This is a genomic window from Lysinibacillus sp. FSL K6-3209, from assembly GCF_037976175.1.
In the GTDB taxonomy this organism is placed as follows: domain Bacteria; phylum Bacillota; class Bacilli; order Bacillales_A; family Planococcaceae; genus Lysinibacillus; species Lysinibacillus sphaericus_D.
In genome coordinates this window covers 4,045,709-4,061,044 of the sequence record NZ_CP150264.1, presented here as the reverse complement: position 1 = coordinate 4,061,044, position 15,336 = coordinate 4,045,709, and the positions used below count along the sequence as shown (strand labels likewise).

The window sequence follows — 15,336 nt, the reverse complement described above, 5'->3', positions numbered from 1 at the left end:
AGCCTTCTTTTTTGTAAAAGAAGGCTTTTTATATTTTGGATACAAGGAAAGAGAGGGCTACGATTTATGGGATTGCTAGAAAAGTTAAAAACACATGTGCTTACCGCGGATGGAGCCATTGGTACTGTATTATATGGCTACGGCTTAGAGTACTGTCATGAGGAAATGAATGTACAGAGACCGGAGTTAATTGAAAAAATTCATAGAGAATATATAGCTGCTGGTGCAGATGTCATTCAGACCAATACTTACGGTGCAAATGCGATTAAATTAGCACGTTACGGCTTAGAATCACGGGTTCAACAATTTAATGAAGCGGCAATCACGATTGCAAAACGAGCGGCAGCTGATGGCGGGCAATTTGTTTTAGGGACAATTGGGGGCATCCGTGGCATTCGTAAAAGTGATGCTACATTAGAGGAAATATTATTGACTGTTGAAGAACAAGCAAATGTGTTACTTGCAGGCAATCCTGATGGTCTTTTACTTGAAACGTATTATGATTTTGAAGAGTTAAGTGCAACATTAAAAATGTTACGCAGCAAAACAAAGCTACCAATTATTGCACAAGTATCCATGCATGAGCCGGGTGTGTTGCAAAATGGAATGACGTTAAATCAAGCATTACATGAGTTACAAGCTCTTGGTGCAGATGTAGTAGGCGTCAATTGCCGTTTAGGTCCCCATCATACAATTCAAGCATTTGAAGGTGTAGAGATTCCTGATAAAGCATTTATGTCAGCATATCCAAATGCGTCGCTACTAGATTTAGAGGATGGGCGTGTCGTGTATGAGTCAGAAGCTGATTATTTTGGCCGTGCAGCAGTTGCATTGCGTGACCAAGGTGTTCGTTTAATCGGTGGATGTTGTGGTACAACACCTAAGCATATAGCAGCTGCGAAGAAATATTTAGAAGAGTTAACGCCTGTTGAAGCAAAGTATACGAAACCTGAAAAAGTAGAGATTGTACGGGAAGCAGAACCTGCGACATATGAACCGCTACATGAAAAGGTGAAGCGCGAACGCTCGGTTATCGTAGAGTTAGATACTCCGAGACATCTAGAAATTGATGGTTTTATTCAAGGGGCAAAAAAATTATACGACGCAGGCGCAGATGTCGTGATGATGGCTGATAATTCGCTTGCATCTCCCCGCATTAGTAATGTCGCTATGGGTGCACTATTAAAGGAAACACATGGTGTACGACCGTTGACGCATATTACGTGCCGTGACCGTAACTTAATTGGTCTACAGTCCCATTTAATGGGCTTAAATGCACTTGGCATTCATGATGTTTTAGCGGTTACTGGAGATCCCACAAAGGTAGGAGACTTCCCAGGTGCCACAAGTGTTTATGATGTTTCATCCATGGAGCTTATTCAATTAATTAAACAGTTAAATGAGGGGATATCATTTTCCGGTAAGCCACTTCGTAAGAAAGCAAACTTTTCTGTTGCGGCAGCATTTAACCCGAATGTTCGTGTATTAGATCGGGCAGTAGCTCGCTTAGAGAAAAAAATCGAACATGGTGCAGATTACTTTATTTCACAACCAGTTTATACAAAAGAGAAAATTGTAGAAATTTATGAGGCAACAAAGCATTTAGATGCTCCAATTTATATCGGTATTATGCCAGTAACGAGCTATAAGAGCGCCGAGTTTTTACACCATGAAGTACCAGGGATTAAATTATCAGACGATGCACTATCACGTATGAAGGCGTGTGGTGAAGATAAAGAACGTTCAACATTAGAAGGGATTGCAATTGCCAAAGAGTTAGTAGAAGTAGCGGCAGAATATTTCAATGGTATTTATTTAATTACACCGTTTTTACGCTATGATATGACGCTTGAATTAATGAAATTTATCGGACAATTGGATGAACAGAAAAAAGGAGTAAGTATAGATGGCTAAGCACTTGATTGAAGAGCAACTAGAGAAACGAATTTTAATTCTGGATGGCGCAATGGGTACAATGCTTCAAAATGAAAACTTATCAGCAGAAGATTTTGGTGGTGAGGAGCTTGATGGTTGTAACGAGAATCTTGTATTAACGAGACCCGATGTGCTTGAAAAGGTTCATCGAAAATATTTAGAAGCTGGTGCGGATATCATTTGTACAAATACGTTTGGCGGTACACCTCTCGTATTAAACGAATATAATCTTGGGGCTAAGGCAGAAGAGATTAATAAACGTGCTGTGGAAATTGCACGTAAAGTAGTAGATGAGTTTTCTACTCCAGAATGGCCACGTTTCGTTGCGGGAGCGATGGGTCCAACAACGAAAACATTATCAGTCACTGGCGGTATTACCTTTGATGAACTAGAAGAAAACTTTTATGTACAGGCAAAGGCTTTAATTGAAGCGGGTTCAGATGTACTGCTACTTGAAACGAGTCAGGATATGCTCAATGTAAAAGCAGGGACACTAGGGGTGTCACGTGCGTTTGAAGAGACGGGCAAAGAATTGCCTGTTATGATTTCCGGGACGATTGAACCGATGGGTACAACATTAGCAGGGCAAACTATTGATGCTTTTTACATATCAATCGAACATATTAAGCCGCTTTCAGTCGGTTTAAACTGTGCAACTGGTCCAGAATTTATGACTGACCATATTCGTTCATTAGCGGAGCTTTCTACTGGTTATATTAGCTGTTATCCAAATGCTGGTTTGCCAGATGAGGAAGGTTGCTATCATGAATCACCCGAATCCTTATCACTAAAATTAAAAGGTTTTGCTGAAAAAGGCTGGCTGAATATTGTCGGTGGTTGTTGTGGGACAACACCAGCCCATATTGCAGCAATTAGAGAAGTACTGAAGGACGAAAAGCCACGTCAATTGCCTGAAGCTACACATGGTCATGTCGTATCCGGTATTGAACCTTTAGTGTACGATGATTCAATGCGTCCATTATTTATTGGGGAACGAACAAATGTTATTGGCTCTCGAAAATTTAAAAATTTAATCATTGATGGTAAATATGAGGAAGCGGCAGAAATTGCACGTGCGCAAGTGAAAAATGGTGCACATGTTATCGATATTTGTTTAGCGAACCCTGACCGAGATGAATTGGCGGATATGCGTGGCTTTATGCAGGAAGTTGTGAAAAAAGTTAAGGTTCCACTCGTTATTGACTCCACAGATGAAAAAGTAATTGAGGAAGCTTTGAAATTTTCTCAAGGGAAGGCCATCATTAACTCTATTAACCTAGAGGATGGAGAAGAACGTTTTGACGCCGTAATGCCATTAGTGAAAAAATATGGTGCTTCTTTAGTTGTTGGTACGATTGATGAGCAGGGGATGGCAGTAGATCGTCATCGTAAATTAGAAATTGCTGAGCGTTCTTACCAATTATTAACGGAGAAATGGGGCTTAGCGCCAGAAGATATTATTTTTGACCCGTTAATGTTCCCGGTAGGTACTGGAGATGAACAATATATTGGATCAGCACTTGAAACAATCGAGGGCATTCGTCTTATCAAAGAAAAAATGCCACGTACGTTAACGGTACTCGGTGTCAGTAATATTTCTTTCGGCTTACCACCAGTTGGTCGGGAAGTTCTGAACGCTGTTTATTTATATCACTGTACACAGGCGGGCTTGGATTACGCGATTGTAAACACAGAGAAATTAGAGCGCTATGCATCAATTCCTGAAGCGGAAATTAAGCTAGCAAATGATCTATTGTTTAATACAAATGATGAAACATTAGCGGTTTTCACTGATTTCTATCGTGATAAAAAGAAAGAGAAAACAGAAGCGGATATTCCGAAAACGGTGGAAGGACGCTTAGCTTACTATATTTTAGAAGGAACAAAAGAGGGGCTTATTGAAGACTTAGATGCCGCTCGTGAAATTTTTGAGGCGCCGCTGGATATTATTAATGGGCCGCTGATGGAAGGGATGGCTGAGGTTGGTCGTTTATTTAACGATAATCAGCTTATCGTCGCAGAAGTATTACAATCAGCGGGTGTTATGAAGGCTGCTGTAGCACATCTTGAGCAATTTATGGAGAAAAATGAGGACAGTGCCGGCAAAGGTAAAATGGTGCTTGCCACTGTAAAAGGTGATGTCCATGATATTGGCAAAAACTTAGTAGATATTATTTTAAGTAATAATGGCTACAAAGTTGTTGATTTAGGTATTAAAGTCACGCCAGCTCAGTTAATTGAAACGATTCGTAAAGAAAAACCTGATTTCATCGGACTATCTGGCTTACTCGTTAAATCCGCTCAGCAGATGGTCATTACCGCACAAGACTTTAAGGCTGCTGGCATTGATGTGCCGATTCTTGTAGGAGGCGCAGCGTTGTCTCGACGCTTTACAGAAACGAAAATTGCCAATGAATATGAAGGACCTGTTATTTACTCTAAAGATGCGATGCAAGGGCTAGAGCAAGTGAATCTGTTAATGGGTACAGAGACGCGAGAAAACTTTTTAGCTGAAATAGCGGAGTCCCGCCAAAAACGATTAGAAGCAGATGAGAAACGTGCAGCACGACCTGCGAAAGAAATTACAGTGAAGCCTGTACGTACTGTGAAAGATGCACCGGTGTTCCTGCCAGCGGATGTTCGCCGTCATGTGAAAAAGGATTACTCGGTGTCGCATCTATATCCATATGTCAACATGCGAACATTACTAGGTCATCACTTAGGACTAAAAGGACAAGTGCAACAATTACTAGATGCAGGGGATGCGAGAGCAACAGAATTAAAAGCATTGGTGGATGATTATTTACAAAGTGATCTATTAAAACCTTCAGGCTTGTATCAATTCTTCCCAGCACAAGCTGATGGAGATGATGTCATCGTTTATGATCCTGCCGATAGTAAAACGGAAATTGAACGCTTTACTTTCCCTCGCCAACAGGTGGAACCATTTATGTGTTTAGCAGATTTCTTGAAAACTGTAGAAAGTGGAGAAATGGACTATATTGCATTGATGGTTGTCACAGCTGGTCAAGGTGTAATGGCGACAGCTCGTCAATTAAAAGAAGAAGGGAAGTTCCTTGAAAGTCATGCCCTTCAATCAACGGCTCTTGAGCTTGCCGAGGGCTTTGCGGAACGTATGCACCAAGAAATTCGTGATCAATGGGGCTTCCCTGACAACACAGATTTCACGATGCGTGACCGTTTTGCTGCGAAATATCAAGGGCAACGTTTCTCATTTGGCTATCCTGCATGTCCAAATTTGGAGGACCAAGAGAAATTATTTGGTTTGCTCAAACCAGAAGATATCGGAGTTCAATTAACAGAAGGCTTTATGATGGAGCCGGAGGCTTCCGTATCTGCAATAGTTTTCGCGCACCCAGATGCGAGATATTTTAACGTGTAATTTTGCTAAAAATGCTTTATCTTTATGAAGAACGCTTTAACGGTCAACGATTAAAGTACATGTGAGCAACGGATATTACGGATTTTGAACGGGCAATATCTAAGCCTGCTCAAAATCCGTGTTTCCTTTGTGGCTTGTCGAATGGACTATTTGTGCAATGCATACCCTGCTGTTATCGGTGGGGTTCTATTTCTTTTTAGGTGAGGACGTGAACTGGATGATTCGATTTATGGAAGAAAAAGATTTACCTGAGGTTTTAGCTATTTATAACGATATTATTTTAACGAGTAAAGCGGTATATAGGTATGAAATACAATCGCTAGATGAAAAAAAGCAATGGTTTCATGCGCAACAAGCAGCGGGTAACCCGTTGTTAGTTTTTGAGGAAGATGGAGTAGTGGCGGGTTTTGCAAATTACAGTCAGTTCCGCCCTTATCCAGGTTATAAGCATACGATGGAGCATTCGGTATACGTACACAAGGGCCATTATCAGAAAGGCATTGCCAGTAAGTTAATGCATCAATTGATTGCTATCGCAGAGAAACAGGGTGTGAAGACTTTGGTTGCCGGTATCGATGGCGAAAATATTGCCAGTATTAAGGCGCATGAGAAGCTAGGCTTTGAATATGCAGGGACAATTAAAAATGCGGGATACAAATTTGGAGAGTGGTTGGATTTAGTATTTTATCAATTGCATTTAACGGGACCTAAAAAGTAATAAGGCAGCGCTAATCAAGTAACATCAGCATCGCTAACGTGCTGAAATAACCTTAGCGGAGAGCGAAATTTTATAGAGTTGTCTTTTAAGTATGACAAATGTCATATGCTTTTTATGATGTTTGCGTCTATTGCTCGTTATACTCTTGTTTTATGATGAGATCATAAGCAAAAGGAAACGAGGGAAAAAGGAATGGCAATAGATAAAGAAAAAACGAAAAAATTGCGCCAAGATGTAGCGCCATTTGCGAAATCGGACACAGGTAAAAGTGTTTTTCAAATGGTTAACACAATAGCGCCGTTAATCGTCCTATGGATTGCTGGTTATATGTTAGTGGATGTTTCGCCATGGTTAACTGCAGGTTTAAGTGTTATTGCTGCTGGTTTTGTCGTAAGAACATTTATCATTTTCCATGATTGTACCCACGGTTCATTTTTCAAAAGTAAAAAGGCAAACGACTGGGTTGGCTTATTAACTGGGGTACTAACATCGTTCCCTTATGAAAAATGGAAACGTGAGCATACAATTCACCATGCAACAAGCTCGAACTTAGATAAGCGCGGTATTGGTGATATTGATATGATGACAGTAGAAGAATATTTACAATCTTCTAAAGGTCAACGATTATGGTATCGTTTTTATCGTAATCCACTTGTAATGTTCGGCTTAGGTCCTTTATATATGGTATTAGTTTTAAATCGTTTTAACCGAAAAGATGCGAAGCAAAAAGAGCGTATGAATACGCATTTAACAAATATTATTATTGCCGGCATTTGTGCAGGACTCATTTACTCTATGGGTTGGCAAGCGTTTTTATTAGTTCAGGGTGTTACTTTATTTATCGCAGGTGCATTAGGAATTTGGTTGTTCTATATCCAACATACGTACGAAGATTCTTATTTCGAGCATGACTCTGAATGGGATTATGTGAAAGCCGCAGTGGAAGGTAGTTCTTACTACAAATTACCGAAGTTATTACAATGGATAACAGGTAATATCGGCTTCCACCATGTGCACCATTTAGCTCCGCGTGTACCGAACTATAATCTTGAAAAAGCGCATAAAGAAACGCCACCATTACACACGGCTACTACAATTACGTTACGTACAAGCTTAGAATCGTTACGCTATAAATTATACGATGAAGAACTTGGCAAATTTGTCTCTTTTAAAGAAGTCAATGAAATTATAAAACGAAAAACGAAAGGCAGTATTGCTGCTTAGTCGTAAACAGCCATCTCTTCTTAGGAGGTGGCTGTTTTACATAAATAAGGATAGGCTCGTATGAAAGTCACTGTATGGCAATGGACGGGCGCAAATATGCTTTTCTTGATATAATATAGGGAAAAGTAGGAAAGAGCGTGAGATTATGATGAGGAAACGGCATAGTATCATTCCGAATAGTCCTATGCTCAGCGTTTATTTATGGATTATTTTTTGTTTTCTCCCGTTTTTCTTTATATTTAGAAAATCATCGTATATTGAAATATCAATAGGCATTACTTTTTTAATGCTCTATTTTATTTTTTACCGATTTTCTGTGAACGCTAAAAACGGGCTTGTCTATATGTGGATTAGCTTTGAGATGGTCATTAATATTACGTTGACTATATTGTTCGGCTATGTGTATTTATCAATTTTTACAGCCTTTTTCATTGGAAATATCCGTAGACCTGTTGGCTTTTACATTATGTATGGGCTTCATATCGGTTTTACTGTGATATCTACAGGATTTGGTTTCTTTGTTGAGCTACATTTATTTTTATCACAGCTTCCATTTGTCGTTTTAACGATTTTGGCAGTGGTGCTTCTACCGTTAACAATTTATTCGAAAAATAAGCGTGAAAATTTAGAAGGGCAATTAGAAACTGCAAACGAACGAATTGCCGAATTAATTGTTTTTGAGGAACGGCAACGTATAGCAAGAGATTTACATGATACGCTCGGTCAAAAATTATCCATGATTGGCTTAAAAAGCGATTTAGCTTCTAGACTTATTGCACGTGATCCTCAGCAAGCATTAATCGAGATAAAAGATATTCGTCAAACAGCTAGTATTGCTTTAAAAGAGGTACGAGAATTAGTATCGGATATGCGGACAAATAAATTTGAAGATGAGCTTATGCGTATTTCTCAAATTTTAAAAGCGGCTGAAATGGAATTTGTTTTTGAGGGGGATAAGGACTCCTTACGTGTCCCACCACTTGTAGAGAATGTGTTGTCTATGTGTTTGAAGGAAGCCGTAACGAATATTGTCAAACATAGCGGCGCAACCAAATGTGAAATAGCCTTCCACCAAAACTTTAAAGAAGTACACTTGATTGTTCGTGATAATGGACAAGGCATTACGAAAAAACAAGCATTGAAAACAGGTAACGGCTTAAAAGGGATGCGTGAACGTTTAGAGTTTATTAATGGCACATTTAAAATAGAAAGTGAAAATGGCACTACTTTAACGGTATCAATTCCAGTGACCATTACACATCAAAAGGTTGCAGAAAATCTGAAGAACCTATAGAAAAGAGGGTTATGACATGATACGAATTGTAATCGCTGAAGATCAGGGGATGCTGTTAGGCGCACTTCGTTCCTTACTTAGTATGGAGGAAGATATGGAAGTTGTCGGTTTAGCCAAAAATGGTGAGGAAGCATTGGCGCTTGTAGCAGAGCACCAGCCGGATATTTGTATTATGGATATTGAAATGCCGGTGAAAACTGGGCTTGATGCGGCTGAAGAATTACATGGTTCTGACTGTAAAGTTATTATATTAACGACCTTTGCAAGACCTGGCTACTTTGAACGAGCAAGAAAAGCAGGTGTACGAGGTTACTTATTAAAGGATAGTCCTATCGAAGAATTGGTTAGTGCCATTCGAACAATTGTCGATGGCAAACGCATTTATGCACCCGAATTGGTTGACTTTGTCTATGAGGATGATAGTGAGAATCCGTTAACTGAGCGCGAAAGTCAAGTGTTGACACTTGTGGCAGAAGGTAAAACGACGAAGGAAATTGCGGCTGAGTTATTTTTATCGGCAGGAACTGTCCGTAACTATATTTCCACCATTTTAGAGAAGCTTCATGTGGGCAATCGGATTGAAGCGATTGCACGCTTTAAGGAAAAAGGATGGAATAAATAAGTCTTCTGAATGTACTTTTCAAGGATGAATAGGTATGCTAAACAACAGAGATTTTTCTATCACTACTTATAAGGGAGCAAGATATATGCAAACGATTACTGGTAAAACAGCTTTAATAACTGGTGCAGGTCGTGGTATTGGCCGTGCAACAGCCATCGCCTTTGCGAAAGAGGGTATTAATGTTGGGCTTGTAGGACGCACATTAGAAAATTTACAACAGGTTGCTGACTTATTAAAGGCGTATGATGTCAAGGTGGCACTAGCTACAGCGGATGTAGCGAATTTACAATCTATCACAACAGCAGTAGAAAGTATTCGTGCTGAGTTAGGACCAATCGATATTTTAGTAAATAATGCGGGTATTTCAAAATTCGGTAAGTTTTTAGATCTTTCACCTGAAGATTGGACTAATATTGTAGATGTAAATGTCAAAGGTGTATATTACACAACACGTGCCGTCCTACCTGAAATGATTGAGCGTTCTTCCGGAGATATTATTAATATTTCATCTACCGCTGGTCAAAAGGGTGCTCCAATTACGAGTGCGTATAGTGCTTCGAAAGCGGCTGTTATTGGTATGAGTGAATCGCTGATGTTAGAAGTTCGCAAACATAACATTCGTGTTGTGACATTAACGCCAAGTACGGTTGCAACGGATATGGCAGTGGAATTACAATTAACTGATGGCAATCCGGAAAAGGTTATGCAAGCGGAAGATTTAGCAGACTTAATGGTCGCTCAATTAAAATTACATCCACGTGTTGTGTTAAAACATGCAGGTCTTTGGTCAACAAATCCTTAAAAAGTAGTTGTCCATCAAATGAAAAAAGAGTTACCAAAAATGGTGACAAGATTAAAGGCATCAAGATTTTACTCTTGATGCCTCTTGTTATTTTTATAGTTAAGAAATGTTATTTGATACTAAGTTAAATGCATTTATTAGTTGATTGGAGCGGAAAGCGTCCGCCCGTAGCGGAAATCAACGGCAATAGTTAGCGCTATAAGTTTTTCTACAAGATTTTTTATTACTTTTTACGCTTTGTTAAACGTCCAAGTACGAATGCACCAGCTGCTACGGCAAGAACGGTATTCGTTTTTTTCGTAAATACTTGTTTTGTAACAAGGTTAAGGTTTTGCGGACGTTCCGCTAAACGACGCATAAAGTAACCGTACCAATCTTCGCCAAATGGTACGTAAACACAGAAGTTATAGCCTTCTTTCGCCAGCTCTTTTTGCATATCTGTGCGGAAGCCGTACAACATTTGGAATTCAAATTTATCGAGTGGAATATTATTATCTGCAACAAAGCGTTTAACATGCGCAATGACGTTATGGTCATGTGTCGCAATCGATGTGAATTTGCCGTGTAATAAATGATATTCAATCAATTCGATAAAGTTTAAATCAATATCTAACTTATCTTGGAAAGCTACATCAGCAGGCTCTTTATATGCACCCTTTACGATCCGTAAGCGGTAGTTTTTGAATTTTTCGATATCGTCTTTAGCTCGGTAAAAGTATGATTGGATTACCGTTCCAACATTATTGAATGTTTTTGAAAGTTCTTCCACCATATCAAATGATGTTTGTAGACGACCGTAATTTTCCATATCAAAGTTAACAAAAATATCATAAGCTGCTGCTTTTTCTACAATCTCATATAGATTGTCATAGCAAAAATCAACATCAATGTCTAAACCTAATTGAGATGGTTTTAACGAAATATGCGCATCCACACCATTTTCATGAATGGCTTCAATGACAGCGAGGATTTGTTCCTTAGCTTTTGTCGCTTCTTCTTCATTGGCAACAAATTCCCCTAGATTATCCACCGTGCAAGAGATATTATGTGCGTTTAAATCTTTGATGCTTGCAATTGTTTCTTCTATATTAGTACCAGCTACCACACTTTGGGCACCTAATTTTAAGCCGTATTTTTTAGCAGTACTATTTAATAGTTGGTTTTCAGATAATTGGATGAAAAAATCGCGTAATAACATGGGTCATTCTCCTCACTGCATTTTTCTTACTAGTATAACATATTTATAGTAATTGTCATGATATCACGAAAACAATTATTCAACTTCCAACAATTGTAACCTTTCATTAAAAAGCGCAGGATAGCTTAAAAAACCTATCATTATGCTCGATAATGTTGCTGTTGTTAACAGGGCGAAAATAATTAATAATTGAAATTGTACTGCCTGTATAGGGTCTGCACCACCAATTATTTGGCCACTCATCATACCTGGTAATTGAACAAGCCCAATCGTTTTTTGGCTTTCGATGGTAGGGATCATGCTCGCTTTAATCGCATTGATTAATTGGCGATGAATGGCTTGCTTAGGTGTACCTCCTAGCGATAAGATGAGCTCAATTTCATTTTCGTGACTTGTAATTTCCGCAGTAAAGCGATTTAAAAATAAAATAGATAGTACCATGGAGTTGCCAATTAGCATTCCGCTAATAGGAATAATATACTGTGCAGTTGTAGGAACAATATTGAAACCGAGTAAAACGCCTTGTGTGACAATTTCCACCATTACAAGCGTAAACACTATTTTCCATGTAATACCCTTAATACCTTTTCCCTTTTTTCGGGCATTTAAAGTGGCAGCCACAATCATCAATGCCACCATTAGAAAAATATATATAATACTCCCTTCATCGAAGACGAAATTTAAAATATAGCCGACTGCAAGCAATTGAATAATTGAGCGAATCGTTGCAATAATTGTGTCTTTTTCAAGCCCTAGCTTAAATGTCTTTGATAGTACTAGCGGGATTAAAACAAAAATTAATGTTAGCGAAAGTGAAGTATAAGTCATGCGTTTACCCCCTGTATAAATTCAGCGACTCTTGGGTTAGTAGGGGCTTTCAATAACGAGCTTTCACCTGTTTCAATAAGCTCTCCATCCATCATGACCCATGTGTAATGGCCGATCGAGAGCGCTTGCTGTAAATTGTGGGTAATCCAGATAATCGTAACATTATAATTTTTGTTTAATGATACGATAAGTGCCTCAATATCCTGTACAGATTGACGATCCAATGCAGAAGTAATCTCATCTAACAATAATATAGAAGATTGGTTAATGAGGGTACGTGCAATGGATACCTTTTGACGTTGTCCACCAGATAATTCATTAGTGGCACGGTGTAAAAAACTAGCATCGAGCCCGACATCTAGTAAATATTGAATGGCATCTTGTTGTGTGAGCTTTTTACCTTGTAGAGTGAGTGGAAGAGCCAAATTGTCAAATACAGTCCCAGCAATCATAGGTGCTGCTTGAAGGGCAATTCCGACATGCTTTCTTAATGTAGTTGGCTCATAGGTAGTGATTGTTTGATTGTCAATAAGTATAAGCCCGTCAGTTGGTGACAATAGTCCGTTACACATTTTTAATAAGGTTGTTTTGCCAGCGCCAGATGGGCCAACGAGCGTCGTAATTTTCCCTTTAGGAAATGAACCGGTAATAGACTTTAAAATAGCCTTATCTTTTACTGAAAAGCTCACTTGTTGAAGATGGATAGCGGGCTCGTATATCGTAGTCATGTAGTTGAAACTCCTTTATGCTAATAGGTAAAATAACTGTAGCATGAAATATTTGTTAACTACAGTTATTTTACCTTTTTGCAGTATACTGCTAATCATTATGTGTAAGGAGAATTTTATAATGACTATTTTATATGTAGATACACTAACATTCGCACAAGGCGAGATGTATATTATTGCGGCGAATGAAGGGCTTGTCTATCTTGGCACACCCAATACAGCATTTGATGAGGTGGAAACGTGGGCTCAAAAGCACTTTAAAGGCTACAGTTTTGAAGAAAACAGTGAAAAGCTTAAGCCTTATGTTAAACAATTCACAGCCTATTTTAATCGAGAGCTGACTGAGTTTAATTTACCGATATATGTGAAAGGAACAGCATTTCAACTAGCTGTCTGGGATGCACTCAAAGAACTTCCTTATGGAACAACTACAACATATGCTGCTATTGCAGAGCGAATAGGCAATCCAAAGGCTGTGAGGGCTGTTGGAAGTGCAATCGGTGCGAACCCGATATTAGCGATTATTCCGTGCCACCGTGTAATTGGGAAGAACGGTAAGCTAACAGGCTTTCGCAGTGGGTTAACGATGAAACAGTTCTTACTTGATTTAGAGAGAGAATAAATATAACAAAAAGAAACTGCTAGAGATCCGCGCAAATTGATACGGATAGCTAACAGTTTCTAGTGCCTTTTAATGGATAACGTATCTATTTTTTAGACATGTTTTTCGGTCACGTTTGTTTGTGTTTTGCCGATGTGAGTTAAACGTTGTGCAAATGTTTCACCTTGTATAGCGGAGCTTTTAAAAATCTCTTGGTATTCATAAGCAGGTGTACCATGTTCGATCACATCTAGACCTGTAATTTCTTCTTCTGCTGATACACGTAAAGGGACAAATGCTTTAATGATATATAAGCCTGCTGTGACAGTAACGCTAACCCAAGCAATTGTAGCAATCACACCTATAGCCTGAATACCTAGCAAGCTAATGCCACCACCGTAGAACAGACCTTGACCACCAACATCAAATAGCCCAACTGCAAGTGTACCCCAAATTCCACAAATACCGTGAACAGCAATTGCACCAACAGGATCATCTACTTTTAATTTCCATTCAATAAAACGGACACCTTCTACTAATAATGGTGCTGCGATTAAACCAATAATAAGTGAACCAACAATGCTGACGTTTGCAGCACCAGCAGTAATGCCTACTAGACCTGCTAATGCACCGTTAAGAGTTAGGGAGCCATCAATGTGACCGTAGCGGAATTTTGTATAGAATGCAGTGGCAACAACGCCAGCCGCTGCTGAGAAAAATGTATTGGCAATTACTGTTGGAACAAGTGCAGGGTCTGCTGCTAACGTAGAGGCACCGTTAAAGCCGAACCAACCGAACCAAAGTAAGAATACACCTAATGCGCCGATAGGAATACTATGACCAGTAATAACGTTAACACGTCCATTTTCGTATTTACCTAGACGTGGTCCAACCATTATGGCTGCTATAAACGCAGCTACTGCACCAGTTAAATGGACAACAGTAGAACCAGCAAAATCGATAAAGCCGAGGTCAGTTAACCAACCTTGACCGCTCCACACCCAATGTCCTACAACAGGATAAACAAGTATTGTCATCAGTATAATGACACCGATATAAGCAAAAATATTTGTACGTTCTGCTACTGCACCAGATAAGATAGTCGCACCTGTGGCAGCAAACATTGTTTGGAAAATAAAGAAGGAGAGGTCATCTACACCATTTAAAGCGAAACCACTTGTTCCGAAGAAGCCTCCTGCTGTGTCGCCAAACATAATGGCATATCCACATAGGAAATAAACAATCCCACCAAGCGAGATGGTTAAGAAATTTTTCATAATAATGTTAACTGCATTTTTAGAACGAGTAAAACCTGCCTCGACCATTGCAAAACCTGCATGCATAAAGAATACTAAAATTGTACCAAGCATAATCCAAACTAAATTTACAGATAATATAACGTCATCCATAACTATCTCCCCCTTATTCTACAGCAATTGATCCGACTTCTTTAGTACGGATACGAATTGCCTGTTCTACTGGATAAATGAAAATTTTCCCGTCTCCAACTTTACCAGTTGCAGCATCGCGCAATAAAACTTCCACAATAGCATCAACTTTTTCATCATCGATGACCATTTCTAATTTCAATTTTGGTAAAAACTCAATTTCATAGGCATTGCCTCGAAACAAACCTGTATGACCTAATTGACGACCGCAGCCAGCGATTTCAGAAATACTTAAACCTGCAATGCCTACTTTTGCAAGTCCGTCTCGTACAGCCCCAAAAACTTCCGGACGAATAATGGCCTCTATTTTTTTCACTCACAACAGCTCCTTGCGTAAATTTAATTTACATATTATAGCGAGTCGATAAATGGCGCAATTGTTTTTTTTATTATGATGTTAGGTTATATTACATGATATATTTCGTCTTTCGTAGTAGTTTACTAAAAAGCTATATATAAAAGGAATGAAAGCGGTGCTAAAATTTGTGTCTAAAATGTGAACTGTTCGAAATTTTCTGACTATATGTGTTAGGAA

At 39.0% G+C, this 15,336-nt stretch carries 13 protein-coding genes; 8 read left to right on the top strand and 5 right to left on the bottom strand.

Annotated elements, in window-relative coordinates; genetic code table 11:
• Nucleotides 1–66: 66 nt before the first annotated feature.
• The 7 genes from MHH88_RS19745 (at nucleotide 67) to MHH88_RS19715 (ending at nucleotide 9,998) form a co-directional block, all read left to right on the top strand.
• The gene (locus MHH88_RS19745; protein WP_339260179.1) at nucleotides 67–1,914 is read left to right on the top strand and encodes a bifunctional homocysteine S-methyltransferase/methylenetetrahydrofolate reductase; all 1,848 of its coding nucleotides are present in this window, start codon (nucleotides 67–69) and stop codon (nucleotides 1,912–1,914) included.
• Nucleotides 1,907–5,338 carry a methionine synthase gene (gene metH, locus MHH88_RS19740; protein WP_069511311.1) on the top strand — a complete coding sequence of 1,144 codons (3,432 nt, stop codon included), beginning with the start codon at nucleotides 1,907–1,909 and terminating at the stop codon, nucleotides 5,336–5,338. Before MHH88_RS19745 ends, metH begins: the two co-directional genes overlap by 8 nt.
• Nucleotides 5,339–5,555: 217 nt before the next feature.
• Nucleotides 5,556–6,056: an N-acetyltransferase family protein gene (locus MHH88_RS19735; protein ID WP_339260177.1), complete on the top strand. Its 501-nt coding sequence runs from the start codon at nucleotides 5,556–5,558 to the stop codon at nucleotides 6,054–6,056.
• A 192-nt stretch (nucleotides 6,057–6,248) separates the two neighbouring features.
• Nucleotides 6,249–7,280: a fatty acid desaturase gene (locus MHH88_RS19730; RefSeq protein ID WP_339260175.1), complete on the top strand. Its 1,032-nt coding sequence runs from the start codon at nucleotides 6,249–6,251 to the stop codon at nucleotides 7,278–7,280.
• A gap of 286 nt (nucleotides 7,281–7,566) precedes the next feature.
• A complete protein-coding gene (locus MHH88_RS19725; RefSeq protein ID WP_176723184.1) occupies nucleotides 7,567–8,574 on the top strand; it encodes a sensor histidine kinase in 1,008 nt (335 codons plus the stop codon).
• Between the two features lie 16 nt (nucleotides 8,575–8,590).
• Nucleotides 8,591–9,196 (top strand): response regulator transcription factor, encoded by a 606-nt coding sequence (locus tag MHH88_RS19720; protein ID WP_103978022.1) that lies wholly within the window; start codon nucleotides 8,591–8,593, stop codon nucleotides 9,194–9,196.
• A gap of 85 nt (nucleotides 9,197–9,281) precedes the next feature.
• Nucleotides 9,282–9,998: a 3-ketoacyl-ACP reductase gene (locus tag MHH88_RS19715; RefSeq protein WP_069511303.1), complete on the top strand. Its 717-nt coding sequence runs from the start codon at nucleotides 9,282–9,284 to the stop codon at nucleotides 9,996–9,998.
• Nucleotides 9,999–10,221: 223 nt separating this feature from the next.
• On the opposite strand, the gene MHH88_RS19710 is transcribed toward MHH88_RS19715, so the two are convergent.
• The 3 genes from MHH88_RS19710 to MHH88_RS19700 all read right to left on the bottom strand — a co-directional run bounded on the left by MHH88_RS19710 (nucleotide 10,222) and on the right by MHH88_RS19700 (nucleotide 12,752).
• A complete protein-coding gene (locus tag MHH88_RS19710) occupies nucleotides 10,222–11,196 on the bottom strand; it encodes a proline dehydrogenase family protein (protein WP_069511302.1) in 975 nt (324 codons plus the stop codon).
• A gap of 75 nt (nucleotides 11,197–11,271) precedes the next feature.
• On the bottom strand, nucleotides 11,272–12,024 hold the full coding sequence (gene fetB / locus MHH88_RS19705) for an iron export ABC transporter permease subunit FetB (protein ID WP_024363974.1): 753 nt from the start codon (nucleotides 12,022–12,024) through the stop codon (nucleotides 11,272–11,274).
• Nucleotides 12,021–12,752, bottom strand: a complete 732-nt coding sequence (locus tag MHH88_RS19700; RefSeq protein WP_339260171.1) for a phosphate ABC transporter ATP-binding protein — start codon at nucleotides 12,750–12,752, stop codon at nucleotides 12,021–12,023. Before MHH88_RS19700 ends, fetB begins: the two co-directional genes overlap by 4 nt.
• A gap of 121 nt (nucleotides 12,753–12,873) precedes the next feature.
• Here MHH88_RS19700 and MHH88_RS19695 point away from each other — a divergent pair, with 121 nt between their 5' ends.
• The gene (locus tag MHH88_RS19695) at nucleotides 12,874–13,374 is read left to right on the top strand and encodes a methylated-DNA--[protein]-cysteine S-methyltransferase (protein ID WP_339260169.1); all 501 of its coding nucleotides are present in this window, start codon (nucleotides 12,874–12,876) and stop codon (nucleotides 13,372–13,374) included.
• Between the two features lie 92 nt (nucleotides 13,375–13,466).
• Here MHH88_RS19695 and MHH88_RS19690 read toward each other — a convergent pair whose 3' ends face one another.
• Both MHH88_RS19690 and MHH88_RS19685 read right to left on the bottom strand, forming a co-directional pair.
• Nucleotides 13,467–14,762, bottom strand: coding sequence for an ammonium transporter (locus MHH88_RS19690; RefSeq protein ID WP_339260168.1), 1,296 nt, complete (start codon nucleotides 14,760–14,762; stop codon nucleotides 13,467–13,469).
• Between the two features lie 13 nt (nucleotides 14,763–14,775).
• On the bottom strand, nucleotides 14,776–15,117 hold the full coding sequence (locus MHH88_RS19685; RefSeq protein WP_339260166.1) for a P-II family nitrogen regulator: 342 nt from the start codon (nucleotides 15,115–15,117) through the stop codon (nucleotides 14,776–14,778).
• Between the last annotated feature and the right edge of the window lie 219 nt (nucleotides 15,118–15,336).

Bases quoted from the DNA above. Each gene is read 5' to 3' on its own strand.
- MHH88_RS19745 (WP_339260179.1), top strand. From the start codon at position 67: ATGGGATTGCTAGAAAAGTTAAAAACACATGTGCTTACCGCGGATGGA.
- metH (WP_069511311.1), top strand. From the start codon at position 1,907: ATGGCTAAGCACTTGATTGAAGAGCAACTAGAGAAACGAATTTTAATT.
- MHH88_RS19735 (WP_339260177.1), top strand. From the start codon at position 5,556: ATGATTCGATTTATGGAAGAAAAAGATTTACCTGAGGTTTTAGCTATT.
- MHH88_RS19730 (WP_339260175.1), top strand. From the start codon at position 6,249: ATGGCAATAGATAAAGAAAAAACGAAAAAATTGCGCCAAGATGTAGCG.
- MHH88_RS19725 (WP_176723184.1), top strand. From the start codon at position 7,567: ATGCTCTATTTTATTTTTTACCGATTTTCTGTGAACGCTAAAAACGGG.
- MHH88_RS19720 (WP_103978022.1), top strand. From the start codon at position 8,591: ATGATACGAATTGTAATCGCTGAAGATCAGGGGATGCTGTTAGGCGCA.
- MHH88_RS19715 (WP_069511303.1), top strand. From the start codon at position 9,282: ATGCAAACGATTACTGGTAAAACAGCTTTAATAACTGGTGCAGGTCGT.
- MHH88_RS19710 (WP_069511302.1), bottom strand. From the start codon at position 11,196: ATGTTATTACGCGATTTTTTCATCCAATTATCTGAAAACCAACTATTA.
- fetB (WP_024363974.1), bottom strand. From the start codon at position 12,024: ATGACTTATACTTCACTTTCGCTAACATTAATTTTTGTTTTAATCCCG.
- MHH88_RS19700 (WP_339260171.1), bottom strand. From the start codon at position 12,752: ATGACTACGATATACGAGCCCGCTATCCATCTTCAACAAGTGAGCTTT.
- MHH88_RS19695 (WP_339260169.1), top strand. From the start codon at position 12,874: ATGACTATTTTATATGTAGATACACTAACATTCGCACAAGGCGAGATG.
- MHH88_RS19690 (WP_339260168.1), bottom strand. From the start codon at position 14,762: ATGGATGACGTTATATTATCTGTAAATTTAGTTTGGATTATGCTTGGT.